At 46.2% G+C, this 23,190-nt stretch carries 18 protein-coding genes; 14 read left to right on the top strand and 4 right to left on the bottom strand.

The genetic code is table 11. The features are described 5' to 3' along the window. Positions 1 to 176: 176 nt before the first annotated feature. The 5 genes from KI742_RS20715 (at position 177) to KI742_RS20695 (ending at position 4,751) form a co-directional block, all read left to right on the top strand. Positions 177 to 440, top strand: a complete 264-nt coding sequence (locus tag KI742_RS20715) for a DUF4212 domain-containing protein (RefSeq protein ID WP_005382373.1) — start codon at positions 177 to 179, stop codon at positions 438 to 440. A gap of 12 nt (positions 441 to 452) precedes the next feature. After that, the gene (locus tag KI742_RS20710) at positions 453 to 2,180 is read left to right on the top strand and encodes a sodium:solute symporter family protein (RefSeq protein ID WP_005382372.1); all 1,728 of its coding nucleotides are present in this window, start codon (positions 453 to 455) and stop codon (positions 2,178 to 2,180) included. A gap of 108 nt (positions 2,181 to 2,288) precedes the next feature. Further along, positions 2,289 to 2,771: a hypothetical protein gene (locus KI742_RS20705; protein WP_005382371.1), complete on the top strand. Its 483-nt coding sequence runs from the start codon at positions 2,289 to 2,291 to the stop codon at positions 2,769 to 2,771. A gap of 199 nt (positions 2,772 to 2,970) precedes the next feature. Next, on the top strand, positions 2,971 to 3,348 hold the full coding sequence (locus KI742_RS20700) for a hypothetical protein (protein ID WP_005382370.1): 378 nt from the start codon (positions 2,971 to 2,973) through the stop codon (positions 3,346 to 3,348). A gap of 17 nt (positions 3,349 to 3,365) precedes the next feature. Beyond that, complete coding sequence (locus KI742_RS20695; RefSeq protein WP_054575306.1) at positions 3,366 to 4,751, top strand: lyase family protein; 1,386 nt, start codon at positions 3,366 to 3,368, stop codon at positions 4,749 to 4,751. 90 nt (positions 4,752 to 4,841) lie between these two features. Here the strand turns inward: KI742_RS20695 and KI742_RS20690 are convergent, their stop codons facing one another. Beyond that, the gene (locus KI742_RS20690; RefSeq protein ID WP_054577283.1) at positions 4,842 to 8,273 is read right to left on the bottom strand and encodes a PAS-domain containing protein; all 3,432 of its coding nucleotides are present in this window, start codon (positions 8,271 to 8,273) and stop codon (positions 4,842 to 4,844) included. Positions 8,274 to 8,408: 135 nt separating this feature from the next. Continuing rightward, on the bottom strand, positions 8,409 to 9,596 hold the full coding sequence (locus tag KI742_RS20685; protein WP_285386208.1) for a 3-phenylpropionate MFS transporter: 1,188 nt from the start codon (positions 9,594 to 9,596) through the stop codon (positions 8,409 to 8,411). Positions 9,597 to 9,829: 233 nt separating this feature from the next. Here KI742_RS20685 and KI742_RS20680 point away from each other — a divergent pair, with 233 nt between their 5' ends. From KI742_RS20680 to fis, 9 genes are all read left to right on the top strand, one after another. After that, positions 9,830 to 11,656: a DUF294 nucleotidyltransferase-like domain-containing protein gene (locus KI742_RS20680; protein ID WP_262681889.1), complete on the top strand. Its 1,827-nt coding sequence runs from the start codon at positions 9,830 to 9,832 to the stop codon at positions 11,654 to 11,656. Between the two features lie 33 nt (positions 11,657 to 11,689). Further along, positions 11,690 to 12,319: a 3'-5' exonuclease gene (locus KI742_RS20675; protein WP_025768818.1), complete on the top strand. Its 630-nt coding sequence runs from the start codon at positions 11,690 to 11,692 to the stop codon at positions 12,317 to 12,319. Positions 12,320 to 12,556: 237 nt separating this feature from the next. Next, a complete protein-coding gene (acs, locus tag KI742_RS20670) occupies positions 12,557 to 14,509 on the top strand; it encodes an acetate--CoA ligase (protein ID WP_285386212.1) in 1,953 nt (650 codons plus the stop codon). 303 nt (positions 14,510 to 14,812) lie between these two features. After that, positions 14,813 to 15,262 carry a type II 3-dehydroquinate dehydratase gene (gene aroQ / locus KI742_RS20665; protein WP_285386214.1) on the top strand — a complete coding sequence of 150 codons (450 nt, stop codon included), beginning with the start codon at positions 14,813 to 14,815 and terminating at the stop codon, positions 15,260 to 15,262. 61 nt (positions 15,263 to 15,323) lie between these two features. Continuing rightward, the gene (gene accB, locus KI742_RS20660) at positions 15,324 to 15,800 is read left to right on the top strand and encodes an acetyl-CoA carboxylase biotin carboxyl carrier protein (RefSeq protein WP_213894214.1); all 477 of its coding nucleotides are present in this window, start codon (positions 15,324 to 15,326) and stop codon (positions 15,798 to 15,800) included. 14 nt (positions 15,801 to 15,814) lie between these two features. Continuing rightward, positions 15,815 to 17,158, top strand: coding sequence for an acetyl-CoA carboxylase biotin carboxylase subunit (accC, locus tag KI742_RS20655; protein ID WP_005382509.1), 1,344 nt, complete (start codon positions 15,815 to 15,817; stop codon positions 17,156 to 17,158). Positions 17,159 to 17,323: 165 nt separating this feature from the next. Beyond that, positions 17,324 to 18,211, top strand: coding sequence for a 50S ribosomal protein L11 methyltransferase (prmA, locus tag KI742_RS20650; RefSeq protein WP_005382507.1), 888 nt, complete (start codon positions 17,324 to 17,326; stop codon positions 18,209 to 18,211). A 139-nt stretch (positions 18,212 to 18,350) separates the two neighbouring features. Continuing rightward, positions 18,351 to 19,319, top strand: coding sequence for a tRNA dihydrouridine synthase DusB (dusB, locus tag KI742_RS20645; protein WP_005382505.1), 969 nt, complete (start codon positions 18,351 to 18,353; stop codon positions 19,317 to 19,319). Positions 19,320 to 19,342: 23 nt separating this feature from the next. Then, positions 19,343 to 19,639 (top strand): DNA-binding transcriptional regulator Fis, encoded by a 297-nt coding sequence (fis, locus tag KI742_RS20640; protein WP_000462885.1) that lies wholly within the window; start codon positions 19,343 to 19,345, stop codon positions 19,637 to 19,639. 74 nt (positions 19,640 to 19,713) lie between these two features. Here fis and KI742_RS20635 read toward each other — a convergent pair whose 3' ends face one another. Then, positions 19,714 to 20,871 carry an MFS transporter gene (locus KI742_RS20635; RefSeq protein ID WP_285386216.1) on the bottom strand — a complete coding sequence of 386 codons (1,158 nt, stop codon included), beginning with the start codon at positions 20,869 to 20,871 and terminating at the stop codon, positions 19,714 to 19,716. Beyond that, positions 20,868 to 22,439: an ABC-F family ATP-binding cassette domain-containing protein gene (locus KI742_RS20630; protein WP_258515049.1), complete on the bottom strand. Its 1,572-nt coding sequence runs from the start codon at positions 22,437 to 22,439 to the stop codon at positions 20,868 to 20,870. Before KI742_RS20630 ends, KI742_RS20635 begins: the two co-directional genes overlap by 4 nt. Positions 22,440 to 23,190 lie beyond the last annotated feature (751 nt).

Below are 23,190 nucleotides of genomic sequence, written 5' to 3'. Positions count from 1 at the left end.
CTTAACAGTTTATTAACATAGAATTTTACCCCTTTGTTCGCTGCAAAAGCCCATAATATGGGGGTTCTTCATTTTTAACACCCCGACTAAAGTTGAAAAGAGTTATTGCCAACACCTTGCTAATGTACATATTGAAACATTTCATTAACAACAATACCAATCGTAAGGAGACGGCAATGGCATTTGAAAGCGAAGAAAGAGCCAAAGCCTATTGGGACAAAAACGTGAAGCTCATGATCGGCCTAATGGTCATCTGGTTCGTCGTGTCTTTCGGCTGCGGCATTTTATTTGTCGACGTACTAAATCAATTTCAACTAGGCGGTTACAAACTCGGTTTCTGGTTTGCTCAACAAGGCTCCATCTATGCCTTCCTAGGAATTATTTTCTATTACGCATGGAAGATGCGCCAAATTGACCGTGAATTCGGCGTGGACGAATAAGGAGTCACTCAGATGGATTTGAAAACTATTACCTACCTGGTCGTTGGCGCCACGTTCATCCTGTACATCGGGATTGCTATTTGGGCTCGCGCCGGCTCAACCAAAGAGTTTTATGTTGCTGGTGGCGGTGTAAACCCGATTGCAAACGGTATGGCAACCGCAGCCGATTGGATGTCCGCAGCGTCGTTTATCTCAATGGCAGGCTTAATTGCCTTCATGGGCTATGGCGGCTCAGTATTTCTAATGGGTTGGACTGGTGGTTACGTTCTGCTTGCGCTGTTGCTAGCGCCTTACCTACGCAAATTTGGTAAGTTTACGGTGCCAGAGTTCGTTGGTGAACGCTTTTACTCCAACACGGCACGTATCGTAGCGGTTGTTTGTCTTATCATCGCATCAGTGACTTATGTTATCGGTCAGATGAAAGGCGTAGGTGTTGCGTTTGGTCGCTTCTTAGAAGTGGACTACTCCACTGGCCTATTAATTGGTATGTGTATCGTTTTCATGTACGCGGTTCTTGGCGGCATGAAAGGCATCACTTACACGCAGATTGCTCAATATTGCGTACTCATTCTTGCTTACACTATCCCTGCAATCTTTATCTCTCTGCAACTCACTGGTAACCCAATCCCACAAATTGGTCTGGGGAGTACCATGGCTGGTACCGATGTCTATCTACTCGATCGGCTTGACCAAGTGGTGACCGAACTCGGGTTCAGTGAATACACGACCCAAGTACGTGGCGACACACTTAATATGTTTGTCTACACCATGTCACTGATGATTGGTACTGCCGGTCTACCACACGTAATTATCCGTTTCTTTACCGTGCCGAAGGTTCGCGACGCACGTACATCAGCAGGCTGGGCTCTGATCTTCATCGCAATCCTTTACACTACAGCACCAGCGGTATCAGCGATGGCTCGTCTCAACCTAATGAATACGGTAAATCCAGCTCCGGGTCAGCACCTAGCGTATGACGAGCGTCCTGCGTGGTTCAAAAACTGGGAAACAACTGGACTACTCGGTTTTGACGATAAAAATGGCGATGGCAATATCCAATACACTTCAGATGCGTCCACCAACGAACTGCGCGTTGATAACGACATCATGGTATTGGCTAACCCTGAGATCGCTAAACTACCAAACTGGGTGATTGCACTTGTGGCAGCAGGTGGTCTTGCAGCTGCACTATCTACCGCAGCAGGTTTACTACTCGCCATTTCTTCAGCTATTTCCCATGACTTAATCAAAGGGGTTATCAATCCGAACATATCCGAGAAAAAAGAGCTACTTGCTAGTCGAATATCAATGGCAGTAGCGATAGCAGCCGCAGGCTATCTCGGTTTAAATCCGCCTGGATTTGCCGCAGGTACGGTAGCACTCGCCTTTGGTCTTGCCGCTTCATCCATCTTCCCTGCATTGATGATGGGCATCTTCAGCAAGAGCATCAACAAAGAAGGCGCAATCGCCGGTATGATTGCGGGTATCAGTATTACGCTGTTCTACGTATTCCAACACAAAGGCATTCTTTTCGTTGCTGATTGGAAATATCTAGAAAGCTGGGGAACAAACTGGTTCCTAGGTATTGAGCCAAACGCGTTTGGTGCTATTGGCGCACTATTTAACTTCATCGTCGCATTCGCTGTCTCCAAAGTAACAGCAGAAACGCCACAAGAAGTAAAAGACCTAGTCGAACACGTTCGCGTGCCAGTAGGTGCTGGTAGTGCAGTGGATCACTAAAAACTAATCAAAACCACAAAAGCCCCGTTTGGAACCAGCCGTCCGGGGCTTTTTTATTCTCACTTTTCAGTTACCATATTCGCAGTATGTCGTTGCAAGGAAGCCAAGATGTTCAAAAACAAGCACTTTATTCTCGCTCTACTGATTGCGCCAGTTCTCTCTTTGATCGCTTACTTCGGTACCGATATGGCCCTCAGCGAGAAACCCCACGCGGCGCAAGAAGGGGAAACTTACAAACTCGCGAGTAAGTCTAATTGTCGTTACACCAGTGGTCTGTGTGATATGGAAAATGGCGATTTTAAAGTGAAATTTCGCTCGGAAAAACTCACTAAAAATAACTTAGAATTGTCACTCAACGCCGCTTACCCACTCGAAGGGGTTAAAGTTTCTATTGTGAGTGACAAAGAGAAAAACGCTCAACCGATTGATATGAAGCCCGCCGATCAAGCAGGCCAAAGCTGGTACATCACCTTACCAAAGCCTGCATCTGCAGAAAGCTGGTTAAGAGTCGTCATTCAATCAGGCGGCACACTGTATTATGGTGAAACGCAAACCGCATTTGTGAAGTACGAAACCTTATTTACTGAATAACGGCGACAAGCTAATTCACCGGCCTTCAAACGACAGTGACTTAGTTTCACTCAGCATAAATGAATTCCTACTCAGCCGACGCCTTTGCGTCGGCTTTTGTTTCCGTAAGTCTTTCTTCAACAACCTCTTACTCTAAAAAGGGTTGCCAACCCACAAGTTAATTGATAATAATTATCATTACATTTAATGAGAGGTGGTTATGGACAACAAACGGGACATCTTTAACGCATTTTTTAAAGCCCAAGATAGATTCCTTCTCGCCGCACCACATGGCTTTGAGCCAGACGTGATTCATGACTATATTCATTGGGGAATGGTGTTGTCTTCCTGTTATGAACACGATGCCGATGAAGAAAATCTATTGTTGTGTGAGCTGTTTTTACGTCAGGTTTATTTCCATTTACTAGACGCAATTCAAGACTCAACTCGCAGTCGTATCTTCCGTCGTGTCTGTCTCGATTCTATCCATACGCCATTATTTTGCCTCAAACGCTATTACTACCAGTTTGAACAAGGCGACGTGAAATTTCTCGCACTACAACAACAATTACGCCTGATTCAAATCTCACTCGATTAACCAAAAGGATCCCTACCATGAGCACCGAATTCCGCATAGAAACTGACAGTATGGGCGAAGTAACGGTCCCTGCAGATGCTCTCTACCAAGCCCAGACTCAACGCGCCGTCGATAACTTCTCATTCAGTCAACATAAAATGCCATCTGGTTTTATCAAAGCGTTAGCACACATCAAGCAGACTGCGGCACTCACCAACGCACAGCTAGGGCTGCTTGAGGGAGATATTGCCAACGCGATCGCTGACGCAGCTCAAGAAATTATCGAAGGCAATCATATTGAGCAATTCCCAATTGACGTGTTCCAAACGGGATCAGGCACTAGCTCAAATATGAATGCGAATGAAGTAATTGCAACACTGGCCTCCCAGCATCTAGGCGGCACTGTCAGCCCTAATGATCACGTCAACATGGGACAAAGCAGCAACGATGTGGTACCGACGGCCATTCAAGTTAGCGCAGCATTAGCCATTGAAAAACAGCTCTTCCCGGCCCTGTCACACCTAAGCCAAACACTAGAGTCTAAGCAACAAGCATTGAAAGATGTTGTAAAAACCGGTCGCACCCACTTAATGGATGCGATGCCAATTACCTTTGCTCAAGAACTTGGCGGTTGGCAGTTCCAAATCGAGCATGCAAAACAAGCGATTGAACAAACACTTCCTGCTGTAAAAGCCTTAGCCCAAGGTGGTACGGCGGTTGGAACGGGGATCAATGCCGATCCACGCTTTGCAGACTTATTCGCTAGCAACCTAACCCAGTCAACTCGTATTCAGTTCACGGCCAGTGATAACTTCTTTTTCAATTTAAGCAGTCAAGATGCGATCGTCGCTCTGTCGGGACAGCTCAAAACAGCAGCAGTTGCGATCATGAAGATCGCAAACGATCTTCGTTGGATGAATTCAGGCCCATTGGCTGGTTTAGGTGAAATTGAATTACAAGGCTTGCAACCGGGTTCTTCCATCATGCCTGGCAAAGTAAATCCTGTGATCCCAGAAGCCGCAGCTATGGCATCAGCGCAAGTCATTGGTAATGACACCACCATTACCGTCGCAGGCCAAGCGGGCAACTTCCAGCTTAACGTCATGCTGCCAGTTATTGCTCATAACGTATTGGAGAGTATCGAGTTACTCTCTAACAGCGCAACCGCTTTAGCTGACAAAGCCATTGCGACGTTTGAAGTTCGCCAAGATAACTTGGATGTAGCACTCGCCAAAAACCCAATTTTGGTCACGGCTCTCAACCCTGTCATTGGTTACCTAAAAGCGGCAGAAGTCGCGAAAAAAGCCTACAAACAGGGACGCGCGATTATTGATGTCGCGGAAGAAGAAACTGATTTGGATAGAGCCACACTAGAGCGATTGCTTAATCCAGCCAAACTGACCCAAGGCGGCGTCGCAGAATAAACGGCAAACTCAGCCTATCAACTAAGATTACAAATATCGAGACCTCCATTCGGAGGTCTCTTTTATAGTGATTTTTCAAACACTCCAATCCTAAGCGACTCGATTGAGCACCGAACGCAGCTTAAGCGGCTTAACTGGCTTAGCAATAAAGCTGAACCCATTTGCTTTGATGCCATCAAGCATATCATCGGTACGATCTGCACTGATGATGACTCCTTCAAAGCTGTGGCCTAATCTCAGGCGGCATTGCTGTAGCACTTCTAAACCAGTACGACCATCATCAAGTCGGTAATCGGAGAAAATTACATCCGGAATCCAACCATCCTCAAGCGCTTGTAGACTTTCAACTAAATCAATCGCAACTCGTGTATCGCAGCCCCATCGGGAAAGTAAGTTTTCCATGCCGACTAGAATGTCAGGCTCATTATCGACACATAGGATTCTCAGATGACCAAGTTCAGATTGCTTACTCATTGCCACGTGAACTGGATGAGGCTGAACATGATCAGCTTTATCTAGGGTGATGGAAAAAACACTGCCTTTTCCAACCCAAGAGCGCATCGAAATTTCATGCCCAAGTACCTGAGCAATTCCTTTCGAAATCGCCAAACCAAGTCCGAGGCCTTGGTCGGAACGAACTTGAGTTCCGCGATTAAACTCTTCAAAAATCTCTTGCTGCTTCTCTTCTTCAATCCCCACTCCATTATCCCATACATCAATACGCACTCGCCCTTTCACGCGCCGAACACCGAGTGCGACTTTGCCATTCGGGTTATAACGAAACGCATTGGTCAGGAAGTTTTGCACCACACGGCGCAGCAGTTTGGGATCCGACTTAACCATGAGTGAGGACGGAATCATGGTGAACTCTATACCTTGCTGTTTGGCTAACGCACTAAACTCAGCATTCAAATTCGATAACACATCATTTAACGCAAAGCCATGCACGTTGACTTCCAACTTGCCCGATTCCAAACGCGAGATATCCAGCAAATCTCCAATTAAGTCTTCGGCAGCCTCTAAAGCACTTTCAATGTGTGCTGACAGCTTTTTGGCTTCGCTGTCTTTGGCGACTTCCGATAGTGAAGATGCGAATAGACGCGCCGCGTTGAGCGGTTGCATCAAGTCATGGCTTACTGCCGCCAAGAACCGTGATTTGGACTTCGATTCCAAATCCGAGCGCTGCGTCGCTTCCACCAGCTGCTTGTTAAGTTGTTCTAATTCTCGAGTCCGCAGACGTACTCTTTCTTCCAATGTCTCGTTGGCGTCTTTCAGTGCTTGCTCTGCATCACGGAATACGGTGATGTCGGTAAAGCTCATCACAAAACCACCACCTGGCATTGGGTTACCTTGCACCTCTATCACGCGACCATCGGGACGAACCCGAGAAGAGGTGTGCCGAGTCCCTTGCTCAAGGTGATAAACACGGCGACGGACGTGGTCATCAGGGTCACCAGGGCCACACAACCCCTGCTCTGCATTGTGCCGAATCACATCCGCAATCGGTCGACCTACTTGAATCAGGCCTGGCGGAAATTCAAAGAGTTCTAAATAGCGTTGGTTCCACGCTACCAAGCGTAGTTGCTTATCGACGACCGCAATACCTTGTCCAATATGCTCAATCGCGCCTTGGAGTAAACCCCGACTAAAATCGTACAGTTCAGAGGCTTCATCGACGATAGTCGCCACCTCTTCAAGCTGCATGTTTCTTCCTTGCAGAGCGGAAGTAAGTACTAACTTAGCAGAAGATGCTCCAAATACCCCTGCTAGCACACGCTCCGTATGCCGAATCAGAGAAGATGGCGCTTGTTGATTCGGCATCAACTCTTCTCGTTGCTGGCTCCAGTAGGCTTGAAACGCCGCTTTAACTCGCGTTCGTCCTACAAATCTGGATGCTAGCATTTCCAGTTCTGCAACCGTAACGCGGCTCTGGTACAGACTCATATTTTCGCTTTCAGGCAACGGTGTACCAACGAATGATGCCGATTGTAAGCGCTCACTTAGGCTTGGTCGGGTAGCCATAGAAACCACAACAAAACACACTGCATTAGCGACCACGCTGAGGATCATCCCCCAATCTGAAATCGCGATATCAAAGCTAGCCAATACCTCTGGTGGCGTAATCAACCAGATCAGGAAGTTATTACTGGCGTCTCCGGCAAGCATGTCTGTTTGGCTCATTAACGTAATCAACCAGGTAGCAAAACCCACCGCGAGGCCAACATACACACCTTTCTTATTCCCTTGACGCCAATACATACCGCCAACCAGCGCAGGAGCGAATTGCGTGATAGCCGCGAACGAGAGAAAGCCGATAGCAGAAAGTGAATGAATGGTGTCCAACGCTTGATAGAAACACCACGCGCCAATCAACAAAACTAAAATCAAACCACGGCGGATCCGCAGTAATAATTCAGAAAAATGGTGATGGTTACGCTGCGTCAGTCGCATGCGACGCAATAGCAATGGCATAACCAAGTCATTCGAGACCATGATCGCTAAGGCAATCGTCGATACGATAACCATGCCACTTGCCGCTGAAGTACCGCCTAGAAACGCAAGCAAGGCGATTTCACTCGCCCCTACCGACATCGGCACACTGATGACATAAGTATCAGGCGAAGCGCCACTCAAGAGACCTTGCCCTACCCACGCAATAGGTAAAACAAAAATCCCCATTAAGATCAGATAAATGGGGAACAACCAACGAGCCACATGCAAATCTTGAGCACGTTCATTTTCCACCACCATCGTATGGAATTGTCGCGGAAGGCAAACGATCGCCAGCATCGTGAGTACAGTATGAATCAATATAGTCGGGATATTTGGTGACTGATACGTCTGTGCGGCAACATCAATTAAGCTCAAATTCTCGGTGTTCATCGCCAACCAAACAATGAAGACACCAACCACTAAAAAAGCCAGCAGTTTGATAATGGATTCGAAGGCAATTGCCATCATCATCCCACGATGGTGTTCCGTGTTATCAATGTGACGGGTACCGAATAGCATCGTAAAAATCGCCAATGCGACCACAACAAACCACGACACGCTATCGTTTTGATAACCAAAATCAGTAGCCAGCTCCGGAGCAATAATTTCAAGCCCCATAGTGATACCACGCAGCTGTAAAGCGATGTACGGCAAAATTCCCGCAACCGCTATGAGCGTAACAACCACGGCCAAACCTTGGGATTTACCGTAGCGTGCTCCGATAAAGTCAGCAATCGACGTGATGTGTTCCCGTTTAGCAATCAAAATAAGCCGAGCTAAAACGCGCCATCCGATGGTAAACACTAAAATGGGAGCAATATAGATGGGCAAGAAAGACCAAGGATTACTGCTGGCCTGCCCGACCGTGCCGTAGAAGGTCCATGATGTACAGTACACCGCAATGGAAAGGCTATAAATCCAAGGCCGCCAGCGCGCTAGCCACCTTTTCTGAATGTCGCCGTACCACGCGATGATAAATAAAGCTCCCAAATACGCTAAAGAAACGGGAACCACCAGCCATCCTTGCATCCGATATCCTTTCTTGCCTTTCTTGCTACTTTTAAAGCAAGAGAATAAAAAAACCTCTCCATGAGGGAGAGGTTTCATTTAACACTGCTTTGATAACGGAGACAAAGCTTAGTTTTTAACCTTTGTTACATAAGTCTAATTCTGTGTTTCAAGTGGCTTGTCTGATACATCAACCACCTGATGTGGGTCTTGCGAATCAAGCTTGATGAACAGAGCCAATAACCCCATCGCGGCCATGCCCCAGAACACAAGCGGTCCCCAGTGCTCATAACCCCAGCCACTCAATACGGTCATTAACGCGATAAATGCGCCCAACGGAATCGCGTTATACAACGCTTGCAACGCTACGATCTTATTTTCTTCGGAGTTTTGGATATATTGGATCGCGGCAATGTGTGCGGTAGCGAAAGTCACACTATGCAATAGTTGAACAACCACCAAAGCAATAATTGATGTTGTCGACGCCGTAATACCCCAACGCATCATTACACCAACGGCAGCAGCAATAAACAGCGCGCGTATTGACCAACCTACGAATAAGCGCTTACTCAATGCAAACACTGCCACTTCTGCGGCCACTCCTAAGCTCCACAAGTAGCCAATGACATCTTCCGAGTGACCAGCGGCCTTCCAGTGAATCGCACTAAAGCCGTAGTAAGCCGCATGACTGCCCTGAATTAGTGACACCAACACTAAGAATTTTAGTATCGGCTTGTCGGTCAAAAGAGCGGTCAGCTTTGGACGTTCTGCGCTTTGCCCACCATGCGTTACAGGCATTGGGTTAGTCGGTCGCATAGCAAACAGCAACGAGATAAACACGCCGAACATCGCAGTGTACAAGATCATATCGGAGCCAAATTCAGCCACCAGGTAGCCCACTGCCGTCGAGCCTGCGATAAAGGCAATCGAACCCCATAGCCGCGTGCGGCCATAATCGAGCATTTTCAGGCGAGCGTAGTAATTTGCCATCGCGTCCGACAACGGAATAATCGGTCCACAACAAAGATTGAACAACACTGTCGCTAGTGCCATTAACCAAAAGCTACCACCCGTAAAAAAGTGAAATCCAACAAAAAGGAGGGCAGCGAAACTCAACCAACGTAAAGCAGGCATAAGATGTTCGACTTTGTGTACTCGTGGGGTGATCACGATATTGGCAACACAACGTGTCGCAAGGCCTAACCCGACCAGCAAACCGATATCTGCCGAAGATACTCCTTGCTCCTTAAACCAAAGTGACCAAAATGGCAGATACACGCCATACGCAAAGAAGAATCCGAGAAAGTACTGGGAAATCCAGCCATACGGAGAAGGTTTCAACATTACTAATATCCTAAAACGGGAACACCAACGTTCGAGCCGGGAATTATGGATCGCCATGCGTATTATAAAAAGGGAAGAATAAGAAACTTATCGTTTCCTCGATGGAATACTAACTTTGCGACATTTGGCATCTTCAAGCGAAAACATCGTAATTTAGACCAAAGTCGTCTGGCTTCCGGTAAGAAATTTGTCAGACTTAGAGAGTGTTCCTTCCATCATTATTGGGTGTTCTCATGCCTGACAAATTTAACATGCAATCTCCACCGTTCGATCGCTTAACTGAAGCACAACAAACGCGACTGCGATCGTCTCTGGACGTTGCCTACTATCGAGCTCGAGATGTTATTTTATCCTGCGGACAGAAGAACCCCCACTTACATATTCTGATCAAAGGCGCGGTAGAAGAGCGCTCCAACGATCAACAGGAAGTGTTCGCACATTATGCCAACGACGATATGTTCGATGTACGCTCGTTACTTGAAGACAAGGTACGTCATCACTACATCGCGCTTGAGGACACGCTCTCTTACCTACTGCCGAAAGAAGTTTTCCTTGCCCTTTACAACGAAAATGGCCAGTTTGCAGCCTATTTCGATAACAATTTATCGAAACGGCAAGAGCTCATCGAAGCGGCCCATCAACAGCAAAACTTAGCGGAGTTTATTCTCACTAAAGTTGACCGCAGCATTTATCACCCACCGATGATCCTTGAACCAAATACACCAATTAACGAGGTAACACGTGCCTTAAAAGAAAATGGGATTGACGCTGCATTGGTTCAACTCCATGGCGATGATCCACGATTGGAAAAATGGCCATCAGCCCACCCGTACGCAATAGTGACTCGTACTAATATGCTGCATTCTGTGATGATAGATGGTTGCGCGCTCGACACACCAGTGGGTGAGATCGCGAGCTTTCCTGTTTATCACGTTGATGATGGTGACTTTCTATTCAACGCCATGATCACAATGACCAGAAATAGAATGAAACGCCTCATGGTATGTGAAGGCAACCGAGCCGTCGGCATGCTGGATATGACCCAAATTCTCAGCGCGTTTTCAACCCACTCTCACGTGTTAACGCTCAGTATTGCTCGAGCAAGCAGCGTGGAAGAGCTCGCTTTGGCCTCAAACCGCCAACGTCAATTGGTCGAGAGCTTATTGAAAAACGGCATCCGCACTCGCTTCATCATGGAGCTGATCTCAGCTGTAAACGAGCAAATTATCGAGAAAGCGTTCGAGTTAGTAATACCACCAGCCTTGCACGACCATTGTTGCTTGATCGTACTCGGCTCTGAAGGCCGAGGAGAGCAAATTCTCAAAACCGATCAAGACAATGGCCTGATTATTCAAGATGGTCTGGAATGGCCTCATTGCGAACAAGTGATGCAATCCTTCACACACACCCTACAACAGCTCGGTTATCCACTTTGCCCTGGCAAAGTGATGGTTAACAACCCGAAGTGGGTCAAAACACAGCAAGAATGGATAAGCACCCTAAACCACTGGATAGCTAAAGCCGAACCAGAACAAATCATGGACTTAGCCATTTTCAGTGACGCCCATGCTATTGCTGGGAATTGCGAGCTGCTGGCTCCAATTGCGGCGCATCTTCGTGACACAATGAAAGATCGCATGTTGATATTGTCTGATTTTACTCGCCCTGCCTTGCAGTTTTCGGTGCCCCTAACTCTATTTGGCAACGTAAAAAGTGCTAAAGACGGATTGGACATTAAACGCGGCGGTATTTTCCCAATTGTACACGGCATTCGCACCTTGTCTTTGGAGTATGCCATTGAAGAGAAGAACACGTTTGAACGCATTGAAGCTCTGAGAAATAAGCGCATCTTAGAACCCGAAACAGCAGATAATCTCAACGAAGCACTAAAATTGTTCTTTAAACTTCGCCTTAATCAGCAACTCAAAAAGCAAGAAGCGTTGAATAACATTGATATTAAACAACTGGATAGAACTGAGCGTGATTTGCTTCGCCACAGCTTACATGTAGTGAAGAAATTTAAGCAATTTTTAGGCTTCCATTATCAAATTCGTGATTAACCCTGATTTTCATAAATCACAGAGGCGTAAGCAATGAACTGGTTACAACGCAAATACTGGTACTACAAATTGAAAGGTTCGCCTTATCAGTCGCTGTTTTGCACGCCAGATAAAACAGAATACGTCTCTCTTGACTGCGAAACCACCAGCCTTGACCCAAATCGCGCCGAGCTGGTGACTATTGCAGCCACCAAGATCATCGACAACCGTATCATCACCAGTCAACCATTTGAAGTCCGCTTACGCGCGCCGCAATCGCTCGACTCTGGCTCAGTCAAGATCCATCGAATTCGCCACCAAGACTTAGTCGATGGCATCAGTGAAAAAGAGGCGCTGCTCGAGCTGCTCGACTTTATCGGCAACCGACCACTTGTGGGCTATCACATTCGTTACGATAAAAAGATCTTAGACCTTGCTTGTCTGAGGCAACTTGGCTTCCCACTTCCTAACCCACTCATCGAGGTCAGTCAGATTTATCACGATAAGTTGGAACGACATTTGCCGAATGCCTATTTCGACTTAAGTCTGGATGCCATTTGTAAACACCTCGAACTTCCTATCCAAGACAAACACGACGCCTTGCAAGACGCGATTTCTGCCGCTTTGGTCTTTGTCCGCTTAACGAAAGGCGATTTACCCAACCTAACCGCACCGTATACATAAAAATCAGTTGACCTAGCTCCCAGAAATACTTTTGTTTCAGCGATTTCCCGGCGCTTCTATCACTCTCATCCTAAAGTCTAATTGTGGAAATACGCGCGGTGACTGACAGTTATAAGCACAACGTCGTCATTACCACGACCAAGTTATTTAGAACCAAAAAACAGCCCTACAAAAATATATTCAAAATCTTATCTAGATTGGTGTAAGGCCGAGAAATAAGGCACAAGGAGAGAAGCCATGAGCGAAGCCCACGTTTATCCGGTAAAAGAAAATATTAAAACTCATACACACGCGGATAATGATACTTACTTAGCCATGTATCAGCAGTCGGTAACCGATCCAGAGGGCTTCTGGAACGAACACGGCAAAATCGTTGATTGGATCAAACCTTTCACCAAAGTAAAAAGCACTTCTTTCGACACTGGCCATGTTGATATTCGCTGGTTTGAAGATGGCACACTGAACGTCTCGGCTAACTGTATTGACCGTCATCTCGCAGAACACGGGGACGACGTCGCCATCATTTGGGAAGGCGATGATCCAGCCGACGACAAAACACTCACTTTCAACGAACTACACAAAGAAGTGTGTAAATTCTCCAACGCATTGAAAGACCAAGGCGTACGCAAGGGCGACGTGGTGTGTCTATACATGCCAATGGTGCCAGAAGCCGCAGTGGCTATGCTCGCTTGTACTCGTATTGGTGCGGTTCACACCGTAGTATTTGGCGGTTTCTCACCAGAAGCACTATCCGGCCGTATCATCGACTCTGACGCTAAAGTCGTGATCACCGCTGACGAAGGCGTACGTGGCGGACGCGCTGTTCCACTGAAAAAGAACGTGGATGAAGCACTAACCAACCCAGACGTAAAAACCATCAGTAAAGTCGTCGTGCTTAAACGTACAGGTGGTGATGTAGAATGGCATGAACACCGTGATGTTTGGTGGCACGAAGCAACAGCCAACGTTTCTGACGTTTGTCCACCAGAAGAGATGAAAGCCGAAGACCCGCTGTTCATCCTCTACACATCTGGCTCGACAGGTAAACCTAAAGGCGTACTACATACTACAGGCGGTTACCTCGTCTACGCGGCAATGACCTTTAAATATGTCTTCGATTATCAACCAGGTGAAACCTTCTGGTGTACCGCGGATGTGGGCTGGATTACAGGCCATACTTACCTAATTTATGGTCCACTAGCGAACGGGGCCAAAACCATTCTGTTTGAAGGTATTCCAAACTACCCAAGCACGGCTCGTATGAGTGAAGTGGTTGATAAGCACCAAGTGAACATTCTCTACACTGCGCCAACCGCTATTCGTGCACTAATGGCAAAAGGTAACGAAGCGGTAGCAGGGACATCTCGTTCAAGCTTACGTGTGATGGGTTCAGTAGGTGAGCCTATCAACCCTGAAGCGTGGGAGTGGTACTACAAAACGATTGGTAACGAGAGCTCGCCTATCGTTGATACTTGGTGGCAAACAGAGACCGGCGGTATCTTAATTGCACCACTACCAGGCGCAATAGACTTAAAACCAGGCTCAGCAACTCGACCATTCTTCGGAGTCCAACCTGCACTGGTTGATAACATGGGCAACATCATTGAAGAAGCCGCAGCAGAAGGTAACTTGGTGATCCTTGATTCATGGCCAGGTCAGATGCGTACTGTTTATGGCGACCACGAGCGCTTTGAACAGACCTACTTCTCAACCTTCAAGGGAATGTACTTTACGAGTGATGGTGCTCGTCGTGACGAAGACGGTTACTACTGGATCACAGGCCGTGTTGATGACGTACTAAACGTGTCGGGTCACCGCATGGGTACCGCTGAAATAGAATCGGCTCTTGTCGCACATCATAAAATTGCTGAGGCCGCGATTGTTGGTATTCCACACGACATCAAAGGCCAAGCTATCTACGCTTACATTACCTTGAACGATGGTGAATTCCCGTCAGCAGAGCTACACAAAGAAGTGAAAGATTGGGTGCGTAAAGAGATTGGTCCAATTGCAACACCAGATGTACTGCACTGGACGGATTCCTTACCGAAGACTCGTTCTGGTAAGATCATGCGTCGAATACTGCGTAAAATTGCAACGGGTGATACCAGCAACCTCGGAGACACATCAACGCTTGCCGATCCGAGCGTTGTAGATAAACTTATCGCAGAGAAAGCAGAATTGGCATAAATTCAACCAACTGTTTTAAAAGCACTTTAAAAACCGCCATCACTCATGGCGGTTTTTTGCTTTAGTGCACAAATTGGCCACACAAAAAATATGGCAATTATGTTGTTTTTGTTAACTTGGTTACAGAAACGAGAGTGGCTATTAGGAGATTAGACCAGTAAATTGCTGCTAATTGCTATGAATTAGCTATAATCTTGGTCGATTTTTTAAAATTTGCTCGGTTTTAACAAAAAAATCGTGCTGAACTATCGTATATTTGGGAATATAAACGTTCCACTCACGATAAGGGAAGATAGCAACACAATGTCTGCAAAGTCACGGATTCTTGTTCTAAACGGACCAAATCTTAATCTATTGGGTCTGCGCGAACCGACACACTATGGTCACAGTACCTTAGCTCAAGTTGTGGATACTCTTACAGAGCAAGCCCATAACGCTGGGGTAGAACTGGAACACCTACAATCAAATCGTGAGTACGAACTGATTGAAGCCATTCACGCTGCCTATAGCAAGATTGACTTCATCATCATCAATCCAGCGGCTTTCACTCATACTAGTGTGGCGCTGCGAGATGCATTACTTGGCGTCGCCATCCCATTTATTGAGGTGCACTTATCAAATGTGCACGCACGTGAACCATTCCGTCATCACTCTTATCTGTCAGATAAAGCAGAGGGTGTGATTTGCGGTTTAGGCGCACAAGGTTATGAATTTGCTCTGTCTGCAGCGATCAATAAGCTACAGGCAAAGTAACCCTAACACTCTGCAACCCTACGAGGGTTGTCTTAATCACAAGATAAAAGAGAAAGAAAAGATGGATATTCGTAAAATCAAGAAGCTAATTGAGTTAGTTGAAGAGTCTGGCATTGCTGAGCTAGAGATCTCTGAAGGTGAAGAGTCAGTGCGCATCAGCCGTCATGGCACTGCAGCCCCTCAAGCACCAATTCACTACGCAGCAGCTCCAGCGGCGGCACCTGCTCCAGTAGCAGCGGCACCAGTAGCAGCGGCACCAGTAGCGGAAGCGCCAGCAGCAGAAGCTCCAGCAGCAACACCTGCAGGTCACCAAGTTCTTTCTCCAATGGTTGGTACTTTCTACCGCTCTCCAAGCCCAGACTCTAAAGCATTCGTAGAAGTGGGTCAGAAAGTAAATGCTGGCGATACTCTATGTATTGTTGAAGCAATGAAAATGATGAACCAAATCGAAGCGGACAAATCTGGCGTTGTTACAGCAATCCTAGCTGAAGACGGCCAACCAGTTGAATTCGACCAACCTCTTGTTGTAATCGAATAAGCGGGGCTTGCCTTATGCTAGACAAAGTAGTCATCGCGAACCGAGGTGAAATTGCACTTCGTATTCTTCGCGCTTGTAAAGAATTAGGTATTAAGACCGTCGCTGTTCACTCAACAGCGGACCGCGATCTTAAGCACGTACTACTCGCAGACGAAACCGTATGTATCGGCCCTGCTCGTGGTATCGACAGCTACCTAAACATTCCACGCATCATTTCTGCAGCAGAAGTGACTGGTGCTGTGGCTATCCACCCAGGTTACGGCTTCCTGTCTGAGAACGCAGACTTCGCAGAGCAAGTTGAGCGCAGTGGTTTCATCTTCGTTGGTCCAAAGGCAGACACTATCCGCCTAATGGGCGATAAAGTATCTGCTATCAATGCAATGAAGAAAGCAGGCGTTCCTTGTGTACCGGGTTCTGACGGCCCTCTAGACAATGACGAAGAGAAAAACAAAGCATTTGCTAAGCGCATTGGTTACCCAGTAATCATCAAAGCATCTGGCGGCGGCGGCGGTCGTGGTATGCGTGTTGTTCGCGCAGAGAAAGACCTTATCCAAGCCATTGCAATGACACGTGCTGAAGCAAAAGCGGCGTTCAACAATGACATGGTTTACATGGAGAAATTCCTAGAAAACCCTCGTCACGTTGAAGTTCAGGTTATTGCTGACGGTCAAGGCGGCGCAATCCACCTTGGTGAGCGTGACTGTTCAATGCAACGTCGTCACCAAAAAGTAGTGGAAGAAGCTCCAGCACCTGGTATCACCGAAGAAATGCGTAAGTACATCGGTGAGCGCTGTACTCGTGCATGTATCGAGATCGGTTACCGCGGCGCAGGTACGTTTGAATTCCTATACGAGAACGGTGAGTTTTACTTCATCGAAATGAACACTCGTATTCAGGTAGAGCACCCAGTAACAGAGATGGTTACTGGCATCGACCTAATCAAAGAACAGCTTCGCGTTGCAGCGGGTCAGCCTCTGTCATTCACTCAAGATGATATTAAGATCCGTGGCCATGCGATTGAGTGTCGTATCAACGCAGAAGACCCTGAGCGCTTCCTACCATCTCCGGGTAAGATCGAGCGTTTCCACGCTCCTGGCGGTATGGGTGTACGTTGGGAGTCTCATATCTACACAGGCTACACAGTACCACCTCATTACGATTCAATGATTGGTAAACTGATCACTTACGGTGAGAACCGTGATGTAGCGATTGCACGTATGAAAAACGCACTGGGTGAGATGATCATCGAAGGCATCAAAACTAACGTGCCACTGCAATTCTCCATTATGAATGACGAAAACTTCCAACACGGTGGTGCAAACATCCACTACCTAGAGAAGAAGCTTGGCTTACAATAAGCCTAAGCAAACGTCTTAAAAAATGCCCACTCCCGTGGGCATTTTTGTTTTATATGTACGCGAAGGGCTCAACATATAAATCGGCTTATTTGGGTATATACTCAAACAAATCGTAGAGTTCTGGTAAACTCTGCGCCACTTCATTCACTTTAAGAGCAAAAACCAATGCCTTGGATTCAAATCAAACTCAACGCGACCAATGAAAACGCTGAGCAAATCGGCGATATGCTAATGGAAGAGACTGGCGCGCTGTCTGTTACATTCTTAGACGCGCAGGATACACCTGTATTCGAACCTCTACCTGGCGAAACTCGCTTATGGGGCGATACTGATATTCTGGCACTGTATGATGCAGAAGCAGACACTAACTTCATCATCGACCAAATTAAAGCGAGCAATATGCTGGCTGACAATTTTGCTTACAAAGTAGAACAGCTTGAAGATAAAGACTGGGAACGCGAATGGATGGAAAACTTCCACCCAATGAAATTTGGTGAACGCCTATGGATTTGTCCAAGCTGGCGCGACATTCCAGATCCTGACGCTGTTAATGTTATGTTGGATCCAGGCCTTGCATTCGGTACGGGTACTCACCCTACAACAGCACTTTGTCTTGAGTGGCTAGAAAGCATGGACTTAAGCGGTAAGACCGTTATCGACTTCGGTTGTGGCTCAGGTATTCTTGCGATCGCAGCGATCAAACTGGGCGCTGAAAAAGTGATAGGGATCGACATTGATCCTCAAGCCCTGCTTGCTTCAAAAGACAATGCTGAGCGTAATGGCGTTGCAGACAAACTAGAAGTTTACTTACCGCAAAATCAACCTGAAGGTCTCGTCGCTGACGTCGTTGTGGCCAACATCCTTGCAGGACCTTTACGTGAACTTGCACCTATCATCAAAGGGCTAGTTAAGCCAAATGGCGACCTTGCAATGTCTGGCGTATTAGACACTCAAGCTGAAGATGTTGCGAACTATTACCGTGACGAGCTTCACATTGACCCGATTGTTGAGCAAAGTGAATGGTGTCGCATCTCTGGTCGTAAGCAAGGCTAGACAAGGTTTTCAGAGCTAATTGTTTGAAATTCATACAATTTACAAAAACAATTTGTAAATGCTCAAATATTAGTCTTTTCACGCAGTGAAAAAATGCGTAAAATGCGCGCCCTTGCTGGTACAGAACTGTGATGACGTTTTGAAAATCGGAAACTATCAACTTAAGAACAATCTAATCGTAGCCCCTATGGCTGGTGTAACGGATAGACCGTTTCGCGAGTTGTGTCTTCGCTATGGTGCGGGAATGGCCGTCAGTGAAATGATGTCTGCTAACCCAAAACTATGGGGAACGTCAAAGTCGAAACAGCGCATGGTACACGAGGGCGAATCGGGCATTCGCTCTGTACAGATTGCGGGTTCCGATCCACAGCTTATGGCGGACGCAGCTCAATTCAGTGTTGAGAACGGTGCACAAATCATCGACATCAACATGGGCTGCCCGGCAAAAAAAGTGAATAAGAAGCTAGCGGGCTCTGCTCTGCTTCAATACCCAAACATTATCGAAGAGATTTTGAAAGCGGTCGTGAATGCAGTGGACGTTCCTGTAACGTTAAAGACTCGAACTGGCTGGGATACAGACAACAAGAACTGTGTCCAGATCGCTAAATTAGCCGAAAACTGCGGCATACAAGCTCTTGCTCTGCATGGCAGAACGAAAGCATGTATGTACAAAGGTGAGGCCGAATACGACAGCATTAAAGCGGTAAAAGAGGCGATTTCAATTCCGGTTATCGCGAACGGTGATATCGATAGCCCGGAGAAAGCCAAATTTGTACTGGAGTACACCGGTGCGGACGCTTTAATGATTGGACGCCCTGCCCAGGGTCGTCCTTGGATTTTCCAGGAAATCCATCACTATTTGGAAAACGGCACCACAATGGAGGAGCTTCCAACTGAGGAAGTGAAAACCATTATGCTTGGTCATGTGAATGCTCTGCATGAATTTTATGGGGAGTTCTTAGGTCCACGTATCGCGCGCAAGCACGTTGGGTGGTACCTGAAAGAGCATGAACAGGCAAGTGAGTTTCGCCGTACCTTCAACGCTATCGACGCAGCTCCGCTGCAAATTGAGGCGTTAGAAGGTTATTTTGATAACGTTGCATCATAATTAAGAGAAGAGCTAGACCGAATATGTTCGAACAAAATCTGACTTCAGAAGCATTAACAGTAACTACAGTAACGTCACAAGACCAGATTACTCAGAAGCCTTTACGTGACTCTGTTAAAGCGTCTCTTAAAAACTACCTTGCTCAACTAAACGGCCAGGAAGTAACAGAACTATACGAATTAGTTCTAGCTGAAGTTGAACAGCCACTATTAGATACTATCATGCAGTACACTCGCGGTAACCAAACTCGCGCAGCAACTATGATGGGTATCAACCGCGGTACTCTTCGCAAGAAACTTAAGAAATACGGCATGAACTAAGACCGTTTTTCAAAAAGTATTTGGAACAAGCCGTTACCTTTTTAGGTAACGGCTTTTCTTTATCTACTAAAACACTACGAATAACGCTCACTTTGTTCAGTATTACCAACTGGCTTTAAGATAACTACTGCTGAGCCAAACAATAGGAAAGCCACGAAAGCGACCCATTCATTGCCTACAGAATACGCGAAGCCCGCCAAGGCAGACCAAATCGCGACACCAAAGTGCATCATACTCATTCCAAAAGACATTAACACACCTCGATATTCATCAGATAAGCTTGCGATATGTGCTTGTAATGCCGGAGAACCAACCCCTCCAGCGAGAGACCAGAGCACTAGAGCTGGAAGATAAGCGGTCACCGTACTCATCTCATTTGAGAACACCCATGCACTGCAAGGTATGCACACCATTAAAGCCACTCGCATAACGGCTCGAGAGCTACCAAGCCAACGGCAAGCTCTCCCCACGCACATATTTCCAACCACACTAACGATCCCTAGAGCAGCATAAATAGCGCCCACCCAACCGAGCGCCAACTCGCTGGTATCTCGAATATGGAGGCCTATCAGGTTAAATACACCAATACCTCCCCCTAGGCCTAAACACATCGCTAGAATCGCTCTCAACGCGCCTGGAAGATGAATGACGTCTGCGATAGGTGGCAGAGTATCTGACTTCTTGGACTCATTATGCTTGTTGTTCATGAACACTACAATCATGGCACTGACAAGAAGAGCCGCAACGCCCAAAATAATAAAAGCGGCACGCCATGATAAAAGCTGGGTCAACAATGCTCCGATCGCCGGGCTGGTTATCATACCTAGCGTTAATCCCGCCTGAACCATCACAATTTGACGCATCGCTCTATTACCCTTCGCGTCTCCCGCTAACGCGAATGCAATTGGCAACATGCCTGCACTTGCAATACCAGTGATCACTCGAGTTGCAATAGCAAGTTCAAAATCATGAACTATGCCCGTCGTAATAGACGCAACCCCAAATACAAAGCAAGCAGGCACCATGATTCGAATACGCCCAACTCGGTCTGATAAACGGCCCAAGTAAGGAGCGAAAATTGCTATGGCTAAACTATATGCCGTAATAAATAAGGTCACCTGACTCGGTTGAACACTTAAATCATTTCCGATAGGTTCAAGAATAGATCCAAGCATCAACTCATCAGCACCAACAAGAAAAGCAACGAGAAATAGGATCATGGACTGCATCATAGCTCCACCTCCTGTTCTGTTTTCGATTCAGCACAAGTGAGCAACGAAATATCTAAAACTCTATCAGGCCAAGATTGCAAAAATGCCTTCTCATGAGATACCACAATCACGCTACCGGAAAAGCGCTGGAGAGCCTCTTTAAGCGCATTTTTGCTGCTGCTATCCAAATGTGTTGTTGGTTCGTCCAACAGCAAAACATTGCATTTCTGAACCGATAAACAACACAGTTTCACCCGAGTTTGCTCACCACCGCTCAATGTATCTAAGTGGCGCTGCGTCTTATCCCCCGTGATCCCAAAGCGAGCTAATAGCTTGCGTGACTCTTTGCTTGAGATTGTTGGCGCACAAGAGCACAGCTCCTGTTCAGGCGTGTTCTGAGGATGGCGCCAAGACAAATCTTGAGAAAAATAACCAATCATTGCACCTTTTGCCAATACCACCTCACCAGAGAGTGGCTCGATCTCCCCCATCAGGGTTTTAAGTAAGGTCGACTTACCTACGCCGTTAAAGCCAGCAACAACCAACTTTTCCCCGCGCGCTAACGTGATATCAAATACTGGAAGCAGAGGCTGCTGATAACCGATCATCAACGCTTTTGCGTCAATCACATTCGGTTGCCCAATGGGCTGGTAAGCAAAGTCAAACATCGATACTTTCTCTACATTATTCAGTTGAATACGTTCGATTTTATCCAGTTTTTTCTTACGCCCTTTAGCAAGACTCGCGTTAACTCCAGCGCCATTTTTGGCAATAAATTGCTCTAACTTTCGAATTTCATTTTGCTGAGCCTTATATTGCTTTTCTATCAAAGCACCATCGTGATGCTTTTGCTGCATTGCTTTGACATAAGTGCCGCTGTATTTTCGAACCGTTTGATAATCAATATCACAAATACTGGTCGCTACTTGATTAAGGAAATCAATATCATGAGAAACCAGTAAAACTGTGCCAATGTAATCATTGAGAAACGTGACTAGCCATTCAATGTGCGGAGCATCAAGATAGTTTGTCGGCTCATCAAGAATTAACACATCGGGGTTGCGAAGTAACAACCTGCCTAAAAGGACTTTGTGCCTTTGACCGCCACTTAGCGAGACAAGCGGTGTATCTAAGCCAAATTGATAAATACCAAGACCTACAGCAACTCGTTCAATTTTGGTATTAATTGCATAGAAGTCTTCATCTTCTAAATATGCCTGTAGCCGAGCGACTTGGCTTAAAAGAGATGTAGAGTGAGACTCGGTCATCGCATGATACAAAGTCCAAAGCTTTTGCTCTGCAGCGTATAAACTCTCAAAAGAGCCCTTTAAACACTCATGAACTGTCAGCACATTATCGATCTTAAAATGTTGTTCTAAATACCCCACCTCAAGGTTTGGTAACCATTCAATGCAGCCCTTATCTGCAGATAATTCACCGCAAAGCAGTTTCAATAAGGTGCTTTTTCCAACACCATTCGCTCCGGTGATACCTATTTTCTCTCCCACGTTAATACGAAAGGTCACGTTGTTGTATAACGTCTTATCAGCTATCTGATAAGACAAATTTTTAACTTGTAAAATACTCATGTTTTCAACCAATTAAAAAAGGGCCGGTGATCAATACCGGCCCTTATTTCAATACTGGGTAATGCTTTGTAGCTGCTTAACAGATACAAAAAGGCCGATGATGAAATATCACCGGCCATCTCTTCTCTTTTATCAGGTGTACAAGCTCCTGCGTATAACTTCAGCGAAGCTACCCACACATAAAACACCTGATGAAGATTAATTTAAGACTCCGAGCAACACTTCATCGCGTTTTTTTGCACGGAGTTCAGCCTTCTTACAAAGCTTTTAAACAAGAGATATAACATGATTTACTGTCGAAAAAATATTCGATGTGAAGCGTACACCTTTAGAATAAAAAGTACCAGATAATTGTTAAAACTATCGTGACTTACACGAAGGTCCACTGAAAGAAGACTTTTCCTCAGTCAATGTGCTAGGTGAACGACTTACTCAGCAAACACAGCTATGAGAGCACCTATACCGCTCACGTTATACGAATGTAGTGGTGGCTTTGTAGGTTGGAGAGGGTTAGAGGGAAGAAGTAGCGAATACACTTTAAGACACTGGCTTAAATAGATCGACAAAACAAAATCCATGTTTGGAAAGTTTTAAATGCGCTGAGTTTATATTAATAAGCGCCTATGGCTAAATCAAAACATTTAAAGCAGAGAAATCTCCCCCGAAAATAACATAACCTAGTGAATAAATTCTCCAGGTAATAATAAAGGAAGCTTTGGTAAGTTAAGCACAGGGGCTCAAAACTAGCGCT

Origin of the sequence: Vibrio sp. D417a (assembly GCF_030248595.1) — a bacterium.
GTDB classification, from domain to species: domain Bacteria; phylum Pseudomonadota; class Gammaproteobacteria; order Enterobacterales; family Vibrionaceae; genus Vibrio; species Vibrio alginolyticus.
This window is presented reverse-complemented; position numbering and strand designations above follow the sequence as displayed.